At 30.8% G+C, this 22230-nt stretch carries 19 protein-coding genes; 6 read left to right on the forward strand and 13 right to left on the reverse strand.

The annotated features are described in order from the left end of the window. Nucleotides 1-6: 6 nt before the first annotated feature. The 8 genes from HUU89_RS05125 to HUU89_RS05160 all read right to left on the reverse strand — a co-directional run bounded on the left by HUU89_RS05125 (nt 7) and on the right by HUU89_RS05160 (nt 8722). A complete protein-coding gene (locus HUU89_RS05125; RefSeq protein ID WP_175301150.1) occupies nt 7-1341 on the reverse strand; it encodes an MATE family efflux transporter in 1335 nt (444 codons plus the stop codon). Between the two features lie 69 nt (nt 1342-1410). Then, nucleotides 1411-2271 carry a LysR family transcriptional regulator gene (locus HUU89_RS05130; RefSeq protein WP_175301151.1) on the reverse strand — a complete coding sequence of 287 codons (861 nt, stop codon included), beginning with the start codon at nt 2269-2271 and terminating at the stop codon, nt 1411-1413. 59 nt (nt 2272-2330) lie between these two features. Continuing rightward, on the reverse strand, nt 2331-2705 hold the full coding sequence (locus tag HUU89_RS05135) for a DUF956 family protein (protein ID WP_175301152.1): 375 nt from the start codon (nt 2703-2705) through the stop codon (nt 2331-2333). A 32-nt stretch (nt 2706-2737) separates the two neighbouring features. Then, nucleotides 2738-3655, reverse strand: a complete 918-nt coding sequence (locus HUU89_RS05140) for a PTS system mannose/fructose/sorbose family transporter subunit IID (RefSeq protein WP_032091074.1) — start codon at nt 3653-3655, stop codon at nt 2738-2740. Nucleotides 3656-3675: 20 nt separating this feature from the next. Further along, the gene (locus tag HUU89_RS05145) at nt 3676-4491 is read right to left on the reverse strand and encodes a PTS mannose/fructose/sorbose transporter subunit IIC (protein ID WP_175301153.1); all 816 of its coding nucleotides are present in this window, start codon (nt 4489-4491) and stop codon (nt 3676-3678) included. A gap of 12 nt (nt 4492-4503) precedes the next feature. Further along, entirely contained in the window at nt 4504-5496 is a 993-nt protein-coding gene (locus tag HUU89_RS05150) for a PTS sugar transporter subunit IIB (RefSeq protein ID WP_117480524.1), read from the reverse strand. 301 nt (nt 5497-5797) lie between these two features. After that, complete coding sequence (locus tag HUU89_RS05155) at nt 5798-6631, reverse strand: PRD domain-containing protein (RefSeq protein ID WP_032091071.1); 834 nt, start codon at nt 6629-6631, stop codon at nt 5798-5800. Nucleotides 6632-6640: 9 nt separating this feature from the next. Further along, nucleotides 6641-8722 carry a PTS transporter subunit IIABC gene (locus tag HUU89_RS05160; RefSeq protein WP_175301154.1) on the reverse strand — a complete coding sequence of 694 codons (2082 nt, stop codon included), beginning with the start codon at nt 8720-8722 and terminating at the stop codon, nt 6641-6643. Between the two features lie 114 nt (nt 8723-8836). Here HUU89_RS05160 and HUU89_RS05165 point away from each other — a divergent pair, with 114 nt between their 5' ends. The 3 genes from HUU89_RS05165 to HUU89_RS05175 are packed head-to-tail and all read left to right on the forward strand — an operon-like array spanning nt 8837 to nt 10123. Continuing rightward, nucleotides 8837-9121, forward strand: coding sequence for an AEC family transporter (locus HUU89_RS05165; protein WP_175301155.1), 285 nt, complete (start codon nt 8837-8839; stop codon nt 9119-9121). 17 nt (nt 9122-9138) lie between these two features. Then, complete coding sequence (locus HUU89_RS05170) at nt 9139-9717, forward strand: AEC family transporter (RefSeq protein ID WP_175301156.1); 579 nt, start codon at nt 9139-9141, stop codon at nt 9715-9717. Between the two features lie 28 nt (nt 9718-9745). Continuing rightward, nucleotides 9746-10123, forward strand: coding sequence for a nuclear transport factor 2 family protein (locus HUU89_RS05175; protein ID WP_175301157.1), 378 nt, complete (start codon nt 9746-9748; stop codon nt 10121-10123). Between the two features lie 4 nt (nt 10124-10127). Here HUU89_RS05175 and HUU89_RS05180 read toward each other — a convergent pair whose 3' ends face one another. From HUU89_RS05180 to HUU89_RS05190, 3 genes are all read right to left on the reverse strand, one after another. After that, on the reverse strand, nt 10128-10406 hold the full coding sequence (locus HUU89_RS05180) for a hypothetical protein (RefSeq protein WP_175301158.1): 279 nt from the start codon (nt 10404-10406) through the stop codon (nt 10128-10130). A gap of 1 nt (nt 10407) precedes the next feature. After that, the gene (locus HUU89_RS05185; protein WP_175301159.1) at nt 10408-10632 is read right to left on the reverse strand and encodes a hypothetical protein; all 225 of its coding nucleotides are present in this window, start codon (nt 10630-10632) and stop codon (nt 10408-10410) included. A 177-nt stretch (nt 10633-10809) separates the two neighbouring features. Next, nucleotides 10810-12705, reverse strand: a complete 1896-nt coding sequence (locus HUU89_RS05190) for a hypothetical protein (RefSeq protein ID WP_175301160.1) — start codon at nt 12703-12705, stop codon at nt 10810-10812. A 157-nt stretch (nt 12706-12862) separates the two neighbouring features. Between HUU89_RS05190 and HUU89_RS05195 the strand changes: the two genes are divergently transcribed. Continuing rightward, nucleotides 12863-13621: an SDR family NAD(P)-dependent oxidoreductase gene (locus HUU89_RS05195; RefSeq protein ID WP_022002084.1), complete on the forward strand. Its 759-nt coding sequence runs from the start codon at nt 12863-12865 to the stop codon at nt 13619-13621. A 572-nt stretch (nt 13622-14193) separates the two neighbouring features. Here the strand turns inward: HUU89_RS05195 and HUU89_RS05200 are convergent. Continuing rightward, nucleotides 14194-15531, reverse strand: a complete 1338-nt coding sequence (locus tag HUU89_RS05200; RefSeq protein WP_175301161.1) for an MATE family efflux transporter — start codon at nt 15529-15531, stop codon at nt 14194-14196. 476 nt (nt 15532-16007) lie between these two features. Here HUU89_RS05200 and HUU89_RS05205 point away from each other — a divergent pair, with 476 nt between their 5' ends. Continuing rightward, complete coding sequence (locus tag HUU89_RS05205) at nt 16008-18032, forward strand: glycogen synthase (RefSeq protein ID WP_175301162.1); 2025 nt, start codon at nt 16008-16010, stop codon at nt 18030-18032. A gap of 312 nt (nt 18033-18344) precedes the next feature. On the opposite strand, the gene feoB is transcribed toward HUU89_RS05205, so the two are convergent. Then, entirely contained in the window at nt 18345-20675 is a 2331-nt protein-coding gene (gene feoB, locus HUU89_RS05210) for a ferrous iron transport protein B (RefSeq protein ID WP_175301163.1), read from the reverse strand. Nucleotides 20676-20820: 145 nt separating this feature from the next. Here feoB and HUU89_RS05215 point away from each other — a divergent pair, with 145 nt between their 5' ends. Next, entirely contained in the window at nt 20821-22230 is a 1410-nt protein-coding gene (locus tag HUU89_RS05215; protein WP_175301164.1) for an ABC transporter permease, read from the forward strand.

Below are 22230 nucleotides of genomic sequence, written 5' to 3' on the forward strand. Positions count from 1 at the left end.
GACGTTTTAATAATCAAATTTATTTTTTTTCTTCATAATGATAAAAACACTTACACAAATAATTGCTGATAAAATAGAACCAAGAGCGGGTGTAAGTCCCATTGGTAGTAATGTTTCAGGGAAAAGTTTAGAAGTAATATAAGCTCCTGGAACTCTTATAAGGGCTATGGAAATTACATTATGAATAAAGGAAATAATGGAATAACCATAAGCTGTAAAGAATCCACTAAAACAAAAATGAATAGAAGCAAAGACACAATCTAAAACATATCCTTTTAAATATTGACTACCATACATAATAACTGCAGCTTCACTTGTAAATAACGAAAGAATTTCCTTGGAAATAAATTGACAAGTAAGCGCAAAGAAAATTCCAAATCCTAAAGCAATAAAGCATCCATAGCGTAAAGTTTGTCTTGCTCTTTGATGTTGTTTTGTTCCAACACATTGTGCACAGATTGCCGAGATGGCAGATAACATACTTGATGGTACTAAGAATAAAAAGCTAATGATTTTTTCTACAACACCAACTGCTGCGGCAATATCAACGCCACGGCTATTAGCAATAATCGTAATAATGATAAATGAAATTTGAATCAAACCATCTTGCATAGAAATAGGAAAACCAATTTTAAAGATATCTTTAATAATCTTTTTATGTAATTTAAAATGGTGTCTATGGATGACAATCAATTTTCTTTTAATAATTGCAAATAAAGCAACAATTACACTAATAAGTTGTGAAATCACTGTCCCCAATGCTGCTCCAATGGCATGCATATTGAAATAACCAATGAAAATAAAATCTAACACGATATTAAAAAAACAAGCAACTGCCACAAAATACATAGGACTTTTAGAATCCCCTAATCCTCTAAAAATAGAACTAATAATATTGTAAGCAGTAATAAAAGGAATACCGATAAAACATATTTTTAAATAAATCGTTGTTTCTTGAATTGCTTCTACAGGTGTAGACATAATAGAAACAATCGGATTAATAAAGAATAATAAAATCAAAGTAACAATCAGAGATAAAATCATAAAGATAATGATTGTATTTCCTACAGTCATCCTTTTTTCTTCTTCTTTTCTTTCACCAACATAACGACCAATCATGACCGTTGAACCCATTGCAATTCCTACAAGCATAACAGTAATCATATGCATGACCTGACTTCCAATAGAAACCCCTGATAAAGAAGCAGCTCCATTGTATTGACCGACAATAAATAAATCAGCCATGCCATAGAATGTTTGTAAGAAATTAGCAAGTAAAAATGGTAATGAGAAAGTAATAATATTTTTTAAGGCACTGCCTTTTGTTAAATCTTTTTGCATAACATCAACTCCTTGCTTTGTATTATATAGGATAAATGTTAAAAGATAAAACGAAAAAAAATGCTTAATCTAGCACTTTTTTTCATGGATATGTTGCAATAATAGATTTAAGTTCTCTGATTTATTTTGTTTTAAATAAACAAGATTTATTTTTTCAAGATCAGCAAAGTATTTACTAATATCCTCTAAATAGAACTGATCTCTGTTTTCTACTTCTTTTGTAGGAAGGATTGAAAAACCTCTAGATAGATTAAGTAAAAGAAGTTGTTTAGGAAATTCTTTAACGTATTCTACTTTATTAAAAGTTGTATGATAAATTTTATAAAGTTCATCTTTACATAATTGATGATAGTTTTGATCTGTTGCTTTTGTAATATAGGGAACAGATTGAATGACCTTTTCTATTGTATGATATTTATGGATCAGTTCTTTTGAACAAACAAGAGAAACGTTTTCTTTAGATAAGGTTGTTGTTTCAATTGGATTGTTTTTGTAGAAAGAGAGCATGCTTGGAGAAATTAACGCATCGAGTTGATGCGCTTTTAGGCCTTCCATCAATTCATTTTCTTCAAGATAAGAATAAGAAATAGAAAGATGTGGGTATTTCTTTTCAAAGCTTTCAAGAATTTCAAAGTCTGTAAAATCTGTTGTTTTCATGCCTATATGTAAAGTATTCGTTTGTTGAATATTTTGACATAAAGTTTGATAAGAAGCATAAATGTTTTTCATTCCTTCATAGAACTGTTTTCCTTGTTTAGTAAGAGTTAATGTTCTATGTTCTCTTATAAATAGCTGTGTTTGGAGTTCTTGTTCTAAGACAGCAATGTATTTAGACATGGTTGTTTGTCCAATATGACAAGCGTTAGCTGCTTGCGTAAAGTTTTTATATTCAACAGCTTTAAAGAAATAATGTATTTTATTTAGATCCATAATATCACCTCTTTCATTATAACAAAAAAAAGGAGCAATGAAGCTCCTTTGCTCAATATTTATTTACGTTTGAATAATGATTTTAAACCACGAGAGATTACTTGAAAGAAACTAAGAGAACGAACCATATTATTTGGATCAACATAATTTCTAATAGCTCTTAATGTCTTTTTATTATCTCTTGTCGAAAAGATAAAGTTTCCGTTGTTTTTCGTAACAACTGCAAAACGAGGAATCCATTTTCCTTTAAACATGACACTTGCCATGATTTCTGTTACTTCAGACCAAGGAATTTGAATATAATCATTGACGTTTTTATCATTGTAATATTCAAAAGCTTCATCCCCGACTAACACTTTACCATAGTTTGCCATTCCTAAATAAGACGTAGCATTAATTGTTAAATCGACTTTTTTATTTAATGATTGTACCATATATTCCCTCCATAAATATTGAACTTTTTAAATTACATAATTCCAGCTAAACGAGCTAAGATACCAACGATAAATAATGCAACGATAATAACGATTGGTGAAACTTTTTTCTTTAATAACCAGCAGCAAAGTAATGTAAGTAATAATGCTGCAAGACCAGGAATTAATTGATCTAAGTTTTGTTGTAAAGTAGTAACTTTAATTTTATCTAATCCAGTAGCTCCAAGGGAAGCATATTGAGATAAAGCTGATTTAATACCTTCAGCCCCACCTTTGATTTGACTCCAATCAATATAAGCACCTTCAGATTGAGTAACTCTAGAAACAACAGGAGTAAATGAAATACTTACCCAACGTTGAACTAAAGAACCGATAATGAACATACCTAAAATAGAAGCACCTTGAGTAATTTTACCTAATAAACCACCAGATAAATCTTTTGCGATAGAAGTACCAACTTTATATCCAAATTCTTGAGTATACCAAATAAATGCCATACGGATAATATTCCAAGCAAAGAAGAATAATAATGGACCAACAATACTTCCACCTAAAGCAAGAGAAGCACCTAAAGCACCTAAGATTGGTCTTAAAGTGAACCAGAATACTGGATCTCCAACCCCTGCAAGAGGTCCCATCATACCAACTTTAACCCCTTGAATAGCTTGATTATTGATTTCAGCACCATTAGCTCTTTCTTCTTCTAAGGCTAATGTAACACCCATAACTGGGGCTGAAACATAAGGATGTGTATTATAGAATTCTAGATGTCTTTTTAAAGCATCTGCTCTATCTTGTGGATCTTTGTATAATTTTTTGATAGCTGGGATAATTGAATAACACCAACCACCATTTTGCATACGTTCATAGTTCCATGATCCTTGAAGGAACTGATGACGCCAAGCAACTGATAAACGATCTTTTTTAGTTAATTGAATTTTTTCTGCCATATTTCTTTCCTCCTTCAAGATTAATAGTCATTTAAAATATCACCTAATGGATCACCAGAACCAGTAGAACCACCATTACCAGAACCACCGTTTTCTTTTAATCCTAAGTAAATTAAAGCAATAGCAACACCTAAAGCACCTAAAGCGATTAATGTTAATTCGCTTAATGCAGCTAATACGAAACCGATAGCAAAGAATGGCCAAGTTTCTTTAGTTGACATCATATTAATAACCATTGCATAACCTACAGCGGCAACCATTCCACCACCAACAGTCATACCACCTGATAACCAAGCAGGCATTTGATTTAAAACACTAGTTACTGCTTCAGCAGGAACGATACATAGTGCAGCAGCAGGAACTGCGATTCTGACACCTTGTAATAAGATACCTAAAATTTGATAGATTTCAATTTTACGGTAATCACCTTTTTCAGCAGCACCATCCATTAAGTGAACTAATGGGATAGCGATTGTACGACAGATCATAGTTAAGAATAAACCAGCTACTGATAAAGGAATTGCAACAGCAATTGAAGTAGAGATAGCTGTTTGTGTATTAACAGTACCACCATTTAAACCTAAAACCATGATAATTGCAGAAGCAACAGAAGCTAAAGCAGCATCTGGAGCAACAGCAGCACCAACGTTTGCCCATCCTAAGGCAATCATTTGTAGAGAACCACCTAAGACAATACCTTCACTTAGATGTCCTGAAACTAAACCAATTAAAGTACACGCTACTAGTGGTTGATGGAATTGGAATTCATCTAAAATCCCTTCCATACCTGCTAATAATGCTACTAAAATAATTAACATAATAGTAATTGCAGACATTAAATTTTCCCCCTATTTCATATTTTGAAGTTCAGTCTTTGCTTTTTTAAGAAGACTGTCCATATTTTCTTTAGAATCAGCAGGTACTTTACGAACATCGAAAGTAACACCCATTTCTTTTAATTTTTCTAAAGTTTCAACATCTTTTTGATCCATAGCAATGGCTTTATTAACAACTACTTTACCAACTGAGTGAGCCATAGAACCAATATTTAATTCTTTAATATCAACGCCACCTTCAATAGCTCTTAAAGCATCTTGAGGAGTTTCAAATAACAATAAAGCTTTAGTAGCACCAAAACGAGGATCTTTAGCGACTTCAATCATCTTTTTGACTGGTACAACGTTTGCTTTAACACCTGGTGGTGCAGCTTGTTCAATCATTTGTTTACGTAATGCATCTTGAGATACTGCATCAGATACAACAATGATACGAGTTGGTTGAGTTGATTTTGTCCAAGTAGTAGCTACTTGACCATGTAATAAACGTGTATCAACACGAGCTAAGACATATTTAATATGTCCATCTCCAAGAACAGTTCCTTCAGGAATAGCCCCAGCAGGTGCTGGTTTTTCAGCTTTTACTGCTTCTTCCTTTTTAGGTTCTAATTCTTCTGGACGAATGTTAACTCCGTCTCTAGCAACTTCACAGATATGAGTTGCGATTTCATGTGCGCTGTCAGTAGACATACGCATTGCATATGCTTCAATAAGCATTGGTAAATTTAACCCAGTAACGATTGCCCAATGATCTTCATGACCGTTAAGTAATAAGTTTGCTTGATTGAAAGGAGTACCACTCCATAAATCAACTAAGAAAAGAACTTCGTCTTGATTTTCAAAAGTGGAAATAGCTTCTTCCATTTTTGCTCTTAAATCATCAGGACCTTCACTTGGTTGTAAAGTCACAGCTTTTACATCTTTTTGTTCACCGAAAATCATAGAACCAGATTGTAAAATTCCATTAGCGAATTCACCATGACTTGCAAGAATAATTCCTACCATATTTTTCCTCCCTCTCTTTAATTAACATTGAATAACAAAAAAAGTAGGCCAACTATTTAAAAGAAGATACAATAAAGCTATTGCTCTTTTTTAAAATAGTTAATGCCTACTTAAAGTTACACACTATTGAATATTCAATTTAATTACAGTGGTATACTAACACCAAAAAATGTAAGCGTCAATCATTTTTTTGCATTTTTATGTTCTTTCATTATTTTTTATCATACAAAAAATAATGAAAAGAATAAAATATAATATAAAACAATCACAATTTATCAATAAATAAAAAAAGGAGTGACCCCTAATTTTGAAATGCACTTGATAAAATTCTTTCCAAATGTAAAGCAAGATAACCAACTTCTGATTCTGGTAATTCTTTATGAAGTACCTTTGATAAATTATCACACATTCTTATTGCTTGTTCATAAGCAAAAGGAAATTTATTTTTTGTAAATTCACTAATATCCATTTGTAATTGTTCATTAGTATTTAAACGAATGATTAGGAATTTAATATGATTCATTAAACGAGCATAAGAAATAGATTCAATATCAATTTTTACATTTAAATCCGTTTGTAATTTAATAATACTTTCATGAACAATACGAGCAGCTTCCATGGATTCTCCTACTTTATTAGAAGAAATTGCCGAGTGAATATGTAAAGTAATGAAACTTACTTCATCATTGTTGATTTCTTTATTAATAAAAGATTTAATTATTTCTTTTGATTTTAAAGCAACTTCATATTCATCAGGGAAAAGAAGTCGTATATCATAAGTAAATGGATTACTAGGCATGATATTTTCATCCATACGTTTGATTGTAAAATGAATATGATCAGCAAGTGGAATAAGAATATCATGATTTACTTTTTGAAATTTATTAGTTGCTTCTTTGATGATTTCAGCCGCAATTTCTAAATAAACTGGATTAATATAATCAATAACTTTCTTTAACTTATCTTTGGCTTGATAGTTTTTTTGCATCATATATTTTTTAGCTTGAGGTGGAATTTCAAAATGATCATTTACTTTTTTACCAAAACCAATTCCTTTAGCCAAAATAATAATTTCATTATTACCTTCTTTAGCAAGAATGGTATTATTATTTAATATTTTTAAGACTTGATACATTTTGTTCACCTACTCTCTTATTTTTAAAACTGTTTCGCCACTTTTTTTATTTCCATAAATCTTTTCAAGAGACCCTTGTCCTTTGGTTACGATCATTAAAAGACAATCATCTACCGCATTTTCTTTAATATAATGCAAATCTGCATTCCATAAAAGATCTCCTTTTTTGACCCTTTGGTTTATTTTAACAAGAAGTTCAAACCCTTGTCCATTTAATTTTACGGTATTAATACCAAAATGAATCAATAATTCCATTCCATTATCCAATTCTATACCAATAGCATGTTTTGTAGGATAAAGCATGGAAATCGTTCCATCACAAGGAGAAACCACTACACCATGAAGAGGGCGAATCATTAAACCATCCCCTAGAAGTTTATGGGCAAAGATATCATCACTACAATCTTCAATTGGTAAAACTTCGCCATCAACAATATTCCCAATTTCTAAATCTGTTGTATGATAAACAATTGTTTTTTCTTCATCATAAGCTTCAGGGACGTTTTCAAGATAATCATCAATCTTTGTTTTTAAAGAAGAAGCTTTAGGACCAAAAATAATTTGAATTGCATTTCCTTGTAATAATACAGCTGCAGCCCCTGCTTGTTTTAAAGAAGCTTCACTTACTAATTCAGGTTCTTGTAAGGTTGCACGTAATCGTGTAATACAACAATCTAGATCTGTAAAGTTATGGCGACCACCTAATCCTTTAAGAATCATTTGAACTTGAGGATCAATTAAGGATTGATCAAAAGAATAATCCATTTTCTTTTTATTAAAAATCGTTAATTTATTATCATCTTCTCTTCCTGGAGTTTTTAAATCAAATTTCTTAATTAAAAAACGGAATGAAAAATAATATAGGAAGAAATAAATAAGCCCAAAGATTACAATAAAAATCCAATGAGTTTTACTATTGCCTTGTAATACCCCAAAAACAAGAAAATCAATCAAACCACAAGAAAAAGTAAAGCCAATTGTCACTCTTAAAACTTGTGCTAAAACAAAAGCCGTACCCGCTAAAAAGACATCCACTACAAATAACATAGGTGCTACAAAGATAAAGGTGAATTCAATCGGTTCAGTAATTCCAGTCAATATACTGGTAAGAGCCGCTGATAAAAAGAGACTTCTTACAACTTTTTTTGATTCATCTTTAGCACATTGATACATCGCTAAAGCAGCACCTGGTAAACCGAAAATCATAATCATAAATTCACCAGAGAAATATTTTGTTGCTTCAACACTGAAATGTTTTAGGTTTGGATCAGCTAATTGAGCAAAGAAAATATTTTGAGCACCATGAACTAAGACCCCATTAACTTCCATTGATCCCCCAATAGCTGTTTGATAAAAAGGCGTATAGAAAACATGGTGCAAACCAAAAGGAACAAGAGCTCGTTTAACAATTCCATAAACGAAAGTACCTCCATAACCACTACTGGCAATCAATTGTCCAATCTTAAAGATACTTGATTGAATACTAGGCCAAATATAAAACATTAAAAAACCAATAAAAATATAAACAATTGTTGAAATAATTGGGACAAATCTTTCCCCTTCAAAGAAAGATAAAAAATTAGGTAATTGAATTTGATAGAAATGGTTATGTAAATAACTTACACCTAAACCAACAATAATCCCACCAAAGACTCCCATTTGTAGTGACATTTGTCCATATACATTTATCAATGTTCCATCTACGGCATCAACTAAAACTTTATTACCATTAATAACACCATTAAAAGTAAGTAAACTATGAATTGTTGAATGCATCACAAAAAAAGCAATAATCGAAGATAAAACAGCGACTTCTTTTGATTTCTTAGCCATTCCTGAAGCAACAGAAGCGGCAAAAATTAACGGTAGATTATCAAAAATAGTTTGTCCAACAGCCATTAATAACGTTAATATTTGATTTAAAATTGTTCCATATCCCAAAATACTTTCCATACCAAGTGAAGCAATCGTTGCTTCATTTGTAAGTGAACTTCCAATTCCTAAAAACATCCCTGCAATTGGAAGAACAGCAATAGGTAACATAAAACTACGTCCTATTCTTTGTAAAACACCAAAGACTTTTTTTCTCATATATTTCCTTTCCCATGGTTTCTTTGAAGAAACTATATCACTTCAAAGTGCGTACTTATATAAATATCAGTAAAAGTATATACTTTTTTTATACAAAATGATAGGAGAAAAAAGATGATTGCAGTGGATTTATTGAGTGAAATTTTTATTTTAATTGTATTAGGAATTTATTTGAAAAGGAATAACGTTATTGATGGACATACAGTGGATCAATTAACTGATTTAATTGTAAAAATTATTATACCATGTGGAATCATTTCAACATTTGAAATGAAGATTACTCATAAAATATTAGTGACCGCAGGAATGGTTTTAATTATTTCTATAGGAATTCAGGTTATATATTTTATTTTAAACTCTTTTTTTTATACAAAAAATGGGATAAAGATGAACAAATAATTGTGAAATATGGGACCATGGTTAGTAATGCAAATTTTATAGGAATGCTTTATGCATCTTTGTTTGTCCCTCCGCAAAGAATACTTATGTGGTCATATGGGATCTCACTATATAGTCAAAATAAGCAAGAAAAATCTTTAAAAAAAATCGTATTACACCCTTGTGTTATCTCTATATTCATTGGAATTATTGTGATGATTGCTTATAATTTACATATTTATCTTCCAACAGGCATTAGTAAAACTATAAAAATGATAGGTTCTTGTTCAACACCATTATGTCTCATTGTAGTTGGGACATTTGCAAGTAATCTAAGATTTAGAGAATTGATCAATAAACATGTTATTTTATTTAGTATTTATCGTTTAATCATGATTCCTTGTATTATTTTGATTCTATTCTTGATATTTCCAGTAAATAGACTATGTAGAAATGTATGTGTTTTATTAACTGCTATTCCAGCTGCAACAGCGACAGTGCTTTTGGCTAAACAATATAGTGTCAATGCTCTATTTGCAACGAAGGTGTTAGTTTTATCATCATTATTATCCATTTTAACAATCCCGTTTGTCACGTATCTTTTAGAAATAGTATAATAAGTATAAAAATATTAAGGAGAAAATTATGGAAAAAATCAAACAACTCGTTTATAACTATGCACATGCTGTGCATTCACAAAATGAAAAAGAATTTAAAGTTTTATGGTCTTCAAAAGAAAATATGTTGATTTCCATTACGGATCAATTCACTGGAACGGATGCTATCTATCAAGATTTTTTAATTGGTGGTATCCAAAAATGTTATGAATCTATTGATTTAGTGGTTGAAAATATTGATATTCGAATGATTGATGATAATAAAGCAATTGTAGTATTTAAATATCATACAGAATGTATTTGTAGAGAAACACATGAACCTTATGGTATCCAAGGTTTAGAAACACAAATCGTCATTAAAGAAAACAATCAATGGAAATTAATGCATATTCATTATTCAAAATAATAAGCTAACGATTTGTTAGCTTATTTAAATATCTTTTAATTTTCAGTGTTTTATTTGACTTGGTGAATTTACAATCAGCGATAATAATTTTATCTTCATCAATCATATAGCCAAATTCTATATTTTTTATGAAGAAATGACGAATAGAATCATCATTTGCAATTCTTGGATACATTTTAGGAAAATTCTTTAAAGAAGAAATTATTTCTTTTATTTCTTTAGAGATAGATATTTTATTTTCTTTTAAAAATAAGAAAACACTTTGATCAACTAAGACTTTCAAGTTATAAGCCTTCTTTTTCTAATAATTCAAGAAACTCATCTTCGTTATAAGCTTTAGATTTTCCTTCCTTTACAAGTGAAGCTTTATATTTTACCTTATTTTCATATTGAATACTTTCTTTTTCAACCTCTTGATTATAAATATCAATCATTAATTTTAATGTCTTTGTTGGAATAAGTGATACTCCATCTAAACTAGGAAAATCATTAATATTCATTTTATTCATATTCAAGCTCCTCCTTTATTTAGATTATTCTACCATATTTTTAATTAGTATTCATTAGATAATAATATTTAGATGAATTTTTATTGGCATTTATTATTGATTTTTTATATTATGAAATTTTTTCTAAAAGTTACTTGTTCTAAAATTAAAAACAGCACATTTTGTGCTGTCTTGTATTTATTTAATTGGTGTTAATGTTCCACCATTAGATAAGGTAATAGTTTGTCCATTTAACCAACTATTGGCAGAAGCATCATAATAAATTGTATAACCATTATCTTCAATTAAAGATAAATCATTGTTTTCTAAAGTTAAAGTAGTAACATAACTATCTCCAGTAACGACCCATTTAGAAGAACTATATAAAGATAAGTTAACTTCTTTAGCGTTGTTTTCACTATTGATTGTACTTGTAAGAGTTGAGCTTTTTAAAATAAATGAAGCGGTAGAAATATTATCGACACTGATATTTCCATTTAATATTTGATTTGTCGCATTAAATGTTAAGTTTCCACCATTACTTCCTTGACTACCCCATTCACCATCATTTCCAGAAACAGTAACTAATTGATTACTTCCATAATTTAATTTTGTATTTTCTAGGTTAATCACTGCATCTGTATTCGTAATGAAAAACATAGGCGATGTTTCATAAACTTTTGATTTTTTTGAAATGGTAAGTGTTGAATCAGTTGCACTGAATGTTCCCGTTCCTTCGCTAGCATCTCCAGACATACTTTGATAAATCATGACACCACAATTATCAATACCATCATCTACACGGCCTACACCATAACTTGTAAGTTTTGTGTTATTTAAAGTAATACTGTTTTTACCTTCAATAACTGCACATGAAGAATCAGTTGCCGTTCCTTTAGAATCAGAAACAGAAATTGTACCTGTTGAATAAACACAAGGTGAACCTTTTCCATTTGTATTTAAAGTTGAATTTTTAACAGTAACTGTTCCTTCACCACGATCAGTAGCAACAGCAGCACAGTGTTGACCGCTTGTGGTAATAGTTACTATATTAGCGTTAATGGTTCCACCATAAGTCGCATCTAAACCACGAGATGAATCTTCAGTTGTAGTAATTTTTGTATTACTTACATTGATTATTGCATTTTCTCCGGTAGAGAAAATAGCGTTAGCACCTGTGGCATTTGTTTCAATTGTTGTATCTTTGATCGTTGCTTCACTTCCTTTTTGAACAAGGACAGCAGCATTTAAACCATAAAATTCACTGTTTTCAGTATTTGAAGAATCACCTGATTTAGAAATTGTTAAACCTGTTGCATTCAATGAACCGCCATCGTTTACAACAATGGCGGATTCATCTGAAGAAGTGGTTGATAATGTTTTATTTGATAATTCTTGACTATCAGAAACATCAACAACACCTTCAGTTGTTATTTGTGATGTATTGTTTGAAGATGAAGCGTTATTAAATAACAAAGCATTACTTGATAATACAAGAGCACATACAAGTAAGATTGTTCCTACAACATTGACAACAGCATAGATAGCTGTAGGTTTAGCTCCATAGAATGTTTCAGCAAGTGTCTTGCTTCCAAATTTACTCATAATTAAATAAGTAACAGCAAACATAAAGACTAAAACACTCACACTAATAATCACGATTTGTAATGCTGATAAAGATAGATTTGATGAAGTATTTTGATTCATTTGACTTGGTTGATTACTGTTTTGTTCATTTTGACCAGGCATACCTTGTTGAGTACCGTTTGAATTTTGATCACTTTGTCCTGGCATACCACTAGGTGCTTGTCCATTTTGAGTTGTAGCTTGTGAATTTGATTGATCATTTGTACTTTGGTTACTATTTTCAGATGAATCTTGTTGATTAGATTCATTATTTTGTTGAGAATTATTTTGATTACTGTCTTGTGAACTGTTATCTCTTTGACTAGGCATTGCAGGAGGTGTTCCTCCTGTTTGTTGCATCATAGAAAATGTATTATGATTTTTAGCATAATACAGAGTTCCTGAAATAGAACCTAAGGAAACAATAATACAAATTACACTGATTATAACGGATAATTTCTTTTTCATGTCTATCTCCTCCTGACACCTATATAGTACCCATTCTTTAACATATGGAAGTGTGAACAGTGTGTAAAAATATGGTAAACGCATATACAATTTTGGGATATGAAAAAGATAGAGTTAAGCGCTTACATGTGTTACTATATACCTAGGAGGATTTTTTATGGGAAAATTGGATAATAAAGTGGCAATTATTACAGGAGGAAATGCTGGCGTAGGTAAAGAAATCGCTAAATTGTTTGCAAGTGAAGGAGCAAAAGTTGTTATTTCAGCAAGACGTCAACAAGTCTTGGAAGAAGCAGCAAAAGAAATTGAAGCAGCAGGAGGAACTGTTTTATGTGTTCCTACTGATATTTCTAAAGTGGATGATGTTAAAAACTTAGTAAGTAAAACAGTTGAAACTTTTGGTCAATTAGATATTTTAATTAATAATGCAGGTGTTTTAGATAAAGGATTAAATGCGATTGATCAAATTGATTATGATGATTTAAATAGAGTTATTGATATTAATCAAAAAGGAACAATGTATTGTATGTCAGAAGCTTTAAAAGTGATGAAAAGTGGAGCTTCTATCGTTAATATCTCAAGTGTTGCTGGACAATATGGTGCTGGTGGTGCTGTTTATGTATCTACTAAAGCAGCAATTATTGGGGTAACAAAACATGCAGCAATGCGTTTTGCTAAAGAAAAAATTAGATGTAATGTTATCTGTCCAGGAAGTATTACAACAGATATGGCAGCAGGATTAACACCTGATACAATGGATATGAAAATGATGGGTGCTATGTCAGCTCATAGTGATTTAACACTTCAACCTTGTAGTCCTTTAGATGTTGCAAAAGTAGCACTTTTCTTAGCAAGTGATGATGCAGCACCACTTACAGGACAAGTTGTTGTAAGTGATTATGGAGTAGATTTATAATATGTGAAACCGCACAATGTGCGGTTTTTAATTGATTTGTTTTTTAATCATTGTATGAATGTTCTCCTCATGTCTAAAGACAGGGGATTATTGTTACCTGCCAACATTGTTGGCAGACCAGTTCATTTCTGATAGGTTGTAGTGCAAGATAGGGGTATGCCATTACCCTTCCTAGAGCAGAATACAAGTTAGTGTATCTACAATTAATTTCATAGTAGCAACATTACTTACCTTTTGATCATTAAATACGACTTCTTTATCCGCTGCATTTTTCATGATTAATTGTAATTCTAACTTCTTTTTTCCTTATCTTCTATCAATTCAATATGCCCTTTTCCCATAATATTTTGATATTTCATAGAATATTGACAAGATGTTCTTCTTTCAACAAAATATATTAAATCGAGTTTCTTTCCTACTTTTGCAACATGAATGTTTATTATTATAAGTATAACAATAATTTAAATGAACAAAACACTGCCTTGATCTATAAAACATAAACGGCAACATTAATTATTTTCAATGATTTCTTTTATTTGAATCTGTAATTTCTCGTTCTGTTCGTCGCATAACTATGCTCCAAAATGATCTTTTTTAAAATGTTTATAATAAATAATAAAGAGAAAGGAAGTTGTAAACCAAGTGATTGGATAAGAAATAACAACACCTTTTAATGTTGGATAATGAGGAGAAATAAAGGTTACCCAAGCAACACGCAAAACACAAATACCAATACAGACAAGAAGCATTGGTTTAAAAGATTCCCCACAACCTCTCATTGTTCCAGAAAAAATTTCTACACAACAGTAAGAAAAATAGAAAGGCATTAAAAAGAGTATTAAACTTCGACATTGATTAATGATGGCTGGATCAGATGAAAAGAGTTTTGTAATATAACTTCCCCCAAAGCATAAGATCACACTTAAAGAAACTGCCATTGTTAAGGCAATCGCTAAAGCTGTTTTCGCTCCTTTTTGAATACGATCATAAAGATGAGCACCATAGTTTTGTCCTACAAAAGTTGTAATTGCGGCACCAATGGCTGCCATAGCCATCCAAAATAGAGCATCAATCTTTACATAGACTGACCATGAAGCAATGGTTTGAGTTCCAAAGGCATTAATATGTGTTTGTAAGACGATATTAGCGATACTATACATTGTTGATTGAATTCCAGCAGGAGCACCAATTTTAACAATTTTCTTTAATACATGTAAATGAAATTTAATTTTTGATAATGTAAGTTGATAAACATCTTTAGAAAACATTAGTTGAATTGTGACTAAAATAGCACATACTGTTTGAGCAATAAAAGTCGCAATTGCTGCCCCAGCAATACCTTTATGTAAAATAACAACTAAAACAAAATCAAAAACAACATTAACAATACTACAAATAATTAAATAATAAAGTGGTCTTTTACTATCTCCTACAGCTCTTAAAATTCCTGAACCAATATTATAAATAGCTCCAGGAATCATCCCTAAAAAGTAAAGTCTCATATAAAGACTGGCATCATTTAAAATATCATGAGGAACACCTATTGCATCTAAACATTGATAAGAAAAGAATAAACCAAAAAGCATCATGATAATTCCACTAACAATAGCAAGCATATATGAAGTATGGACTGCTTGATGTATCTTATCTTTATTATGAGCTCCATAATATTGAGCAATAACAACAGAAGCTCCAGTTGATAAACCAACATAGAAGTTAACAACTAAGTTTGTCAAATTCCCTGTTGAACCAACAGCAGCAAGAGCATTTGTCCCACAAGCTTGACCAACAATAATGGTATCAACGGTATTATATAGTTGTTGAAAAAAGCTCCCAATTAATATTGGAAAAAAGAAAAAAAGTAATTGTTTCCAAATAACTCCCTTAGTAAAATCTTGTGTTTTATTCATAGATTCCCCTCCTATAATAAAAAACACCCAAAGGTGCATCACTTGGAATAATGGTATCACATAATTTTTGACAAAACAACCAAAGAAGAAACATCAAAAAGTAAAATAAAGTTCATATTTCTTCTTTATGATAATACACGAAAGGAGGAACAAGAACTTACTTAAACAAAACTTAATTATAAACTTCCCTTTTTAAAAAAGATAATAATAGATAAAAAACAGATTCTCCCCCTCCCTTTTGAATCTGTTTTTTTGTGCAGAATATATAAACAACATTCATTGATTATGGTACAATAAATAAAAGAACATTTTGAATATAAAAGTAAATTAAAATGAAATAATTTTTGTATGAATAAAGTTTTAAAAAGATACAAAAATCGCAAATTCTAATGACTATAATAGGAGATGTTAATAAGAAAAAATGATGAAGTTAGAGTTTTAAACATGATATTATTTTAAAGATGGGAGAAGAAAGTATGAGTAAAAAAACAGTTCAAAAAAGTAAGAAAAGAACAACAAGAGCCAATAAAAAAAGAACAACGGGTGTAAAGGCCAATACGGTTGTTAAATCGGCACCAGTTACCAGTGAAAAGGTAACTGAAGTCAAACCAGTAGAAGTACCAAAAAAAGTTGATACTGTTGAATCAACACCAAAGACAACTGTTCAACCAAAAGAAACAAGTGAAAAAGTTGTTGCTGCTGAATCAGCACCAGCTGTAAAAACAGCGCCTGCTAAGAAAGCGACTACTAAAAAGGCTACAGCTGCTAAATCAACAACAGCTACAAGTAAAAAGACAGCTACTGCAAAATCAGAAACCACAACTGAAAAAGTTGCTGCCAAAACAACATCAACAAAAAAAACAGCTTCTACTAAGAAAGCAACTACTAACAAGACAACAACTGCTAAATCAACAACAGCTACAAGCAAAAAAACAACTACTGCTAAACCAAAATCTATAAAAAGTGAAACACCTGTTGAGGCTAAACCAACAGAAGTTATTCAAGAAGTTCCTGTTGAAAAATCACAACCAATTGATTTAGGACCTCGTAGAAGTGTTGCTTTTATTGGTTCAGAATGTTATCCATTTGTAAAAACGGGTGGATTAGGGGATGTTATGTCAGCTCTTCCAAAGAGTTTAGCTAAATTAAATATGGATGTTAAAGTTATTATTCCTAGATATAAATGTATTCCTCAAAAGTTCCAAGAAAAGATGGAATATAAGGGATCATTTTATATGGATCTATGTGCAGATGGAAAACAATATTATGTAGGTATTATGGAATATCAAGAAGATGGTGTTGTTTATGATTTTATCGATAATGATGAATTCTTCTCATGGGGAAATCCATATACGAATCTTATTGATGATATTCCTAAGTTCTGTTATTTTAGTAAAGCAGCTCTTGCGGCACTTAATTATTTAAATTGGACACCAGATATTGTACATTGTCATGATTGGCAAGCAGCTTTAGTTCCTCTTTATTTAAGAACAAGCTTTAAAGATACAAATGTAGGACGTGCAGGTGCTGTTCTTACAATTCATAACTTAAGATTCCAAGGTATCTATGATCGAAAAACAATTCAATATTGGTCAGATCTTCCTGATTATGTCTTCAATAAAGATTGTATGACACAAAATTGGTTAGATGCGAATATGTTAAAAGGTGGTATCACTTATTGTAATAAATTAACAACAGTAAGTAATACGTATGCTGGAGAAATTCAAACAGAAGAGTATGGTGAAGGTCTTGAAGAACATTTAAGATATCATAGTAGTAAGATTTTAGGAATTGTTAATGGTATTGACACAGATATTTGGAATCCAGCAACAGATAAACTTTTAGCTGCTCAATATGATAGCCAATCTGTTATCAAGAATAAAAAAGCGAATAAAAAAGCACTTCAAGAATCCTTAGGATTAGAAGTTGATGATCATAAAATTGTTATTGGACTTATTTCGCGTCTTACAAATCAAAAAGGCCTTGATCTTGTTAATGATGTTATTCCAAGTATTATGGATGAACATACACAAGTTGTTGTTTTAGGTACAGGGGATGCGATGTATGAAGATGCTTTCCGTTATTATGAAAATAAATATAAAGGAAACTTCTGTGCATATATTGCCTACAATGAAAATGTCGCTCACAATATTTATGCAGGATGCGATGCTTTATTAGTACCATCAAGATTTGAACCTTGTGGACTTACACAACTTATTAGTATGAGATATGGTTCTATCCCAATTGTAAGAGAAACAGGTGGACTTAAAGATACTGTTCAACCTTATAATCTATTTGATAATACAGGTAATGGCTTTACCTTTGATCGTTATGAAAGTGGACTTCTTTATGATGCAATTAATCGTGCTAAAACACTTTATTTTGAAAATAGAAAATCTTGGGATGAAATGGTTGTTCGCGATATGAATAAAGATGTTTCTTGGCAACAAAGCGCAAAACAATACAAAGATATGTATGTAGAATTAACACCAAAATATTAAAGCAATTTAAAAATGCAATATTATTTAACGTTGCATTTTTTTATCCCATAATTTTTGACAAAACAAACAAGAAAGAAACATGAAAAAGTTAAATAAAGTTCATAAAACTTATCTATGATAATACCCGAAAGGAGGAACAAGAACTTACTTAAACTCAAAACTTAATTATCAATTTCCCTTTTTAAAAAATAATAATAGATAATAGTAATAAGCAGATCTTTTCCCTTCCCTTGGATCTGTTTTTTTGTTGTAACAATAAAAATTGCATTGTAACAATCTAATTGTTACAATGCAAAAACTGATGTTACAATATTAAAATACCAATAAAATCAAATGATACACAACAAAAGAGGCAAGCCAGGCGATAAGGCATTGTCCAAAGACAACAATCAATGCCCATTTACCATTAAGTTCTCTTTTGATTGCAGCAATCGCTGCAATACAAGGTGTATAAAGTAAACAGAAAATAAGTAAAGATAAAGCAGCTGGTGTTGTAAGTGACATCAACAATGATTGGGTTGAACCATAAAGAATAGATAATGTCGAAACAACACTTTCCTTTGCCATAAATCCTGAAATAAGGGCTGTTGAAATGCGCCAGTCACCAAATCCTAATGGATTAAAGATTGGAGCAATATATCCTGCAAGAATAGCAAGAATACTATCTTTAGATTCAGTTACAATATTAAATCTTAAATCAAATGTTTGTAAGAACCAAATAACGATGGTTGCGACAAAGATGACAGTAAAAGCGCGTTGTAAGAAATCTTTAGCTTTTTCCCATAATAATTGACAGACGTTTTTAGCACCTGGCATACGGTAGTTTGGAAGTTCCATGACAAAAGGAACAGGTTCACCTTTAAAAAGGGATCCTTTTAAAATAAAAGCAAAGATAATACCTGTTAAAATACCAAAAACATATAAGAAAATCATTACCAAAGCACCTTTGCCTGGAAAAAAGACGGAGGTAAAGAAAGCATAAATTGGTAGTTTTGCTGAACATGACATAAATGGTGTAAGAATAATTGTCATTTGTCGATCTCTTCTTGATGAAAGAGTTCGACTAGCCATAACGCCAGGAACAGTACAACCAAAGCCAATCAACATTGGAACAATACTTCTTCCTGAAAGACCAATTTTTCTAAGGAGTTTATCCATAATAAAAGCAACACGAGCCATATAACCACTATCTTCTAAAATAGATAAGAAGAAAAATAAAGTAACAATAATTGGTAAGAAGCTTAAAACAGTTCCTACCCCATTAAAAATCCCATCAATAATCAAAGAATGTAAAGCTACATTGATTTGTGCTTGGGTTAGAAGAGTATCAACATAATTTGTTACAATAGATACACCATTTTCCAGGATACCTTGTAAAAAAGAACCAATAACATTAAAGGTCAAAAAGAAAACGATACCCATAATTCCAATAAATGCGGGAATACCTGTATATTTTCCAGTTAAAAATTGATCAATTTTCTGACTTCTTAATCTTTCTTTACTTTCATGAGGTTTCTTCACAGTTTGTCTACAAATATTAATGATTGAATGAAAACGATCACTGGCAATAGCAGCTGAACAATCAAAACTACTTTCTTCTTCAAGCTGTTTACGAATGTGTTCTAAAATTTCCTTTTCATTTTGACTCAAATCAAGTTGTTCTAATAAAAGAGAATCATTTTCTGCAAGTTTACTTGCTGCAAAACGTAAAGGAATTCTTGCTTTTTTTGCATGATCTTCAATAAGATGTTCAATTGCATTAATACAACGATCAAGAGCTTGATTATCAAAATGTTGTAAAAATTGAGGTTTTTCTTGATAATAAGCAACATGTAAAACATGACTGACTAATTCATCAATACCTTCTCCTTTAGCGGCTGAAATAGGAACGACAGGAACTCCTAAATGTGCTTCTAATTCATTAATAAGAACGGTTCCCCCATTTCCTGACATTTCATCCATCATATTTAAAGCAACAACCATAGGCATATTGAGTTCTAATAGTTGCATTGTTAAATAAAGATTTCTTTCAATATTTGTTGCATCAACAATATTAATGATTGCTTTTGGTTTTTCTTTTAATAAGAAATTTCTAGTCACGATTTCTTCACTACTATAAGGTGACATTGAATAAATTCCTGGTAGATCCGTTATAAGGGTATTTTTGTAGCCTTTAATCACACCATCTTTACGATCAACAGTGACTCCTGGAAAATTACCAACATGTTGATTAGAACCAGTTAGTTGATTAAATAAAGTTGTTTTACCACAGTTTTGATTACCAACTAAGGCAAAAGTAAGTAGATCACTTTCATGATAGATTTGATGATTATTGATTTTATCGTAACTTGATTCACCATACCCTGGATGGTTTTTATTTTTAAGAATAATGTTTTTATTTTTTAACTCTTCTTTTTTAGTAATTTCTTTAACTTCTATTTTTTGAGCATCTTCTTTCCTTAAAGTAAGCTCATAATCATGTATTTTAATTTCAATGGGATCCCCCATTGGTGCATATTTTACCACAGTTACTTCTACACCTTGGATAAGTCCCATATCTAAAAAGTGTTGTCTTAATGCTCCTGTTCCTCCTACAGAGATAATTACAGCACTTTTTCCTATAGCCAAATTATCTAATTTCATATTTTATCCCTTCTCTTTCTTTATAAGGGTAACTTTAAATAATAAGAAAAGCAATAAAATATATAATGTATCCCCCTTTTTTTTACATAATTATTCCATTTTATAGATTTACTTTTTCTTTATATTGAAGATGGAGGTAGAAAGTATGATAAAAAACGCACTTTTAAGTTTAAAGAAAAACATAGGAAAAACGATTTTATTATTTGTAATAATTGTCGTTATTACCAATCTCGTCATTGCTGGTTTATCCATTCAATCAGCAACACAAAAATCAATGGATCAAATTCGTAGTAGTTTAGGAAATGATGTAACTCTTTCTGTTGATTTTAGAAACATGATGAAAAATAGAGAACCAGGTGCAGCCGTAAGTAATGAGACATCATTAACAACAACCATGGCAGATAGTTTAAAAAATTTAAAGTATGTAGAAAGTTATAATTATCAAATATCTACATCAGCTGATAGTGATTCTATTTCAGCAGTAGAAAATAAATCGGATAATAGTAATAATCAGCAAGATACAAATAAGCCAAATGATCAACCAGAACAAGCTTCAAATCAAGGTGATTTTACGATCAGTGCTAATACTACAATGGAATATTTAGATTCATTTACAAACAGTAATTATACCTTAACAGATGGTCGTTTGCTTACAAGTGATGATGCAAATACAAATAACTGTGTCATTGAAACCAATCTTGCAAGTGATAATGATTTAAGTGTTGGTGATACTTTTACTATTACAACCACAGTTAATGATGAAACAATTATTCAAGAACTTACAATTGTAGGTATTTATGAAATTCAATCAACAAATGAAATTGGTGCTGCCCATTTCAATAATCCAGTAAACACGATTTATACTGATTTATCATTTGGGCAAACACTTACTGGAAGTAGTGAAAACATTACATCAGCAATTTATTATTTAGATGATCCAGAAAATGCAGAAGCTTTTGTAGAACTTGCGAAAAAGAAAAGTGATATTGATTTTGATACATTCTCATTAGATGCCAATGATCGTCTTTATCAACAAAATGCTTCTTCTCTTGAAAGTATGCAATCATTCGCAAAGATGTTTGTATGGATCGTAGTGATTGCTGGTAGTGCAATTCTTTGTTTAATTTTAGCTCTAACAATTAGAAATAGATATTATGAAATTGGTGTTCTTTTATCACTTGGACAAAGTAAAGTTAAAATTATTGCTCAACAACTTATTGAAATAGGGTTAATTGCAGTAGTTGCTTTTGTGATTTCTTTAGGTACAGGACAATTAACATCTCATTATATGGGTAATATGTTAGAAAGTGGTTCTTCTTCAAATGTCATGCAAATGGATCAAAAAGATGATCAACCAAATGATAATCAACAAAAAACCAATACACAAACAAAAGAAAATTTCCTAGGAAATATGATGGAAGGACCATCAAATCAAGAATTAGATGTTTCAATTACAGGTGAAAATGTCGTTCAACTTGCCGGTGTTACTGCAGCAATCTGTATTGTTTCTATTGCTGTACCTGCAGCCTATGTATTAAGACTTACACCTAGATAA

It is taken from the genome of Faecalibacillus sp. H12 (assembly GCF_013361255.1).
GTDB classification, from domain to species: Bacteria; Bacillota_I; Bacilli_A; order Erysipelotrichales; family Coprobacillaceae; genus Faecalibacillus; species Faecalibacillus intestinalis.

What these genes read in the sequence shown, in the direction of transcription:
- HUU89_RS05160 (WP_175301154.1), bottom strand. Translation starts at nt 8,722, where the DNA reads ATGAGAAAAAAAGTCTTTGGTGTTTTACAAAGAATAGGACGTAGTTTT.
- HUU89_RS05150 (WP_117480524.1), bottom strand. Translation starts at nt 5,496, where the DNA reads ATGGTAGGAATTATTCTTGCAAGTCATGGTGAATTCGCTAATGGAATT.
- HUU89_RS05140 (WP_032091074.1), bottom strand. Translation starts at nt 3,655, where the DNA reads ATGGCAGAAAAAATTCAATTAACTAAAAAAGATCGTTTATCAGTTGCT.
- HUU89_RS05170 (WP_175301156.1), top strand. Translation starts at nt 9,139, where the DNA reads ATGGTTAGTAATGCAAATTTTATAGGAATGCTTTATGCATCTTTGTTT.
- HUU89_RS05165 (WP_175301155.1), top strand. Translation starts at nt 8,837, where the DNA reads ATGATTGCAGTGGATTTATTGAGTGAAATTTTTATTTTAATTGTATTA.
- HUU89_RS05215 (WP_175301164.1), top strand. Translation starts at nt 20,821, where the DNA reads ATGATAAAAAACGCACTTTTAAGTTTAAAGAAAAACATAGGAAAAACG.
- HUU89_RS05125 (WP_175301150.1), bottom strand. Translation starts at nt 1,341, where the DNA reads ATGCAAAAAGATTTAACAAAAGGCAGTGCCTTAAAAAATATTATTACT.
- HUU89_RS05200 (WP_175301161.1), bottom strand. Translation starts at nt 15,531, where the DNA reads ATGAATAAAACACAAGATTTTACTAAGGGAGTTATTTGGAAACAATTA.
- feoB (WP_175301163.1), bottom strand. Translation starts at nt 20,675, where the DNA reads ATGAAATTAGATAATTTGGCTATAGGAAAAAGTGCTGTAATTATCTCT.
- HUU89_RS05185 (WP_175301159.1), bottom strand. Translation starts at nt 10,632, where the DNA reads ATGAATAAAATGAATATTAATGATTTTCCTAGTTTAGATGGAGTATCA.
- HUU89_RS05205 (WP_175301162.1), top strand. Translation starts at nt 16,008, where the DNA reads ATGAGTAAAAAAACAGTTCAAAAAAGTAAGAAAAGAACAACAAGAGCC.
- HUU89_RS05175 (WP_175301157.1), top strand. Translation starts at nt 9,746, where the DNA reads ATGGAAAAAATCAAACAACTCGTTTATAACTATGCACATGCTGTGCAT.
- HUU89_RS05145 (WP_175301153.1), bottom strand. Translation starts at nt 4,491, where the DNA reads ATGTCTGCAATTACTATTATGTTAATTATTTTAGTAGCATTATTAGCA.
- HUU89_RS05155 (WP_032091071.1), bottom strand. Translation starts at nt 6,631, where the DNA reads ATGTATCAAGTCTTAAAAATATTAAATAATAATACCATTCTTGCTAAA.
- HUU89_RS05135 (WP_175301152.1), bottom strand. Translation starts at nt 2,705, where the DNA reads ATGGTACAATCATTAAATAAAAAAGTCGATTTAACAATTAATGCTACG.
- HUU89_RS05190 (WP_175301160.1), bottom strand. Translation starts at nt 12,705, where the DNA reads ATGAAAAAGAAATTATCCGTTATAATCAGTGTAATTTGTATTATTGTT.
- HUU89_RS05130 (WP_175301151.1), bottom strand. Translation starts at nt 2,271, where the DNA reads ATGGATCTAAATAAAATACATTATTTCTTTAAAGCTGTTGAATATAAA.
- HUU89_RS05195 (WP_022002084.1), top strand. Translation starts at nt 12,863, where the DNA reads ATGGGAAAATTGGATAATAAAGTGGCAATTATTACAGGAGGAAATGCT.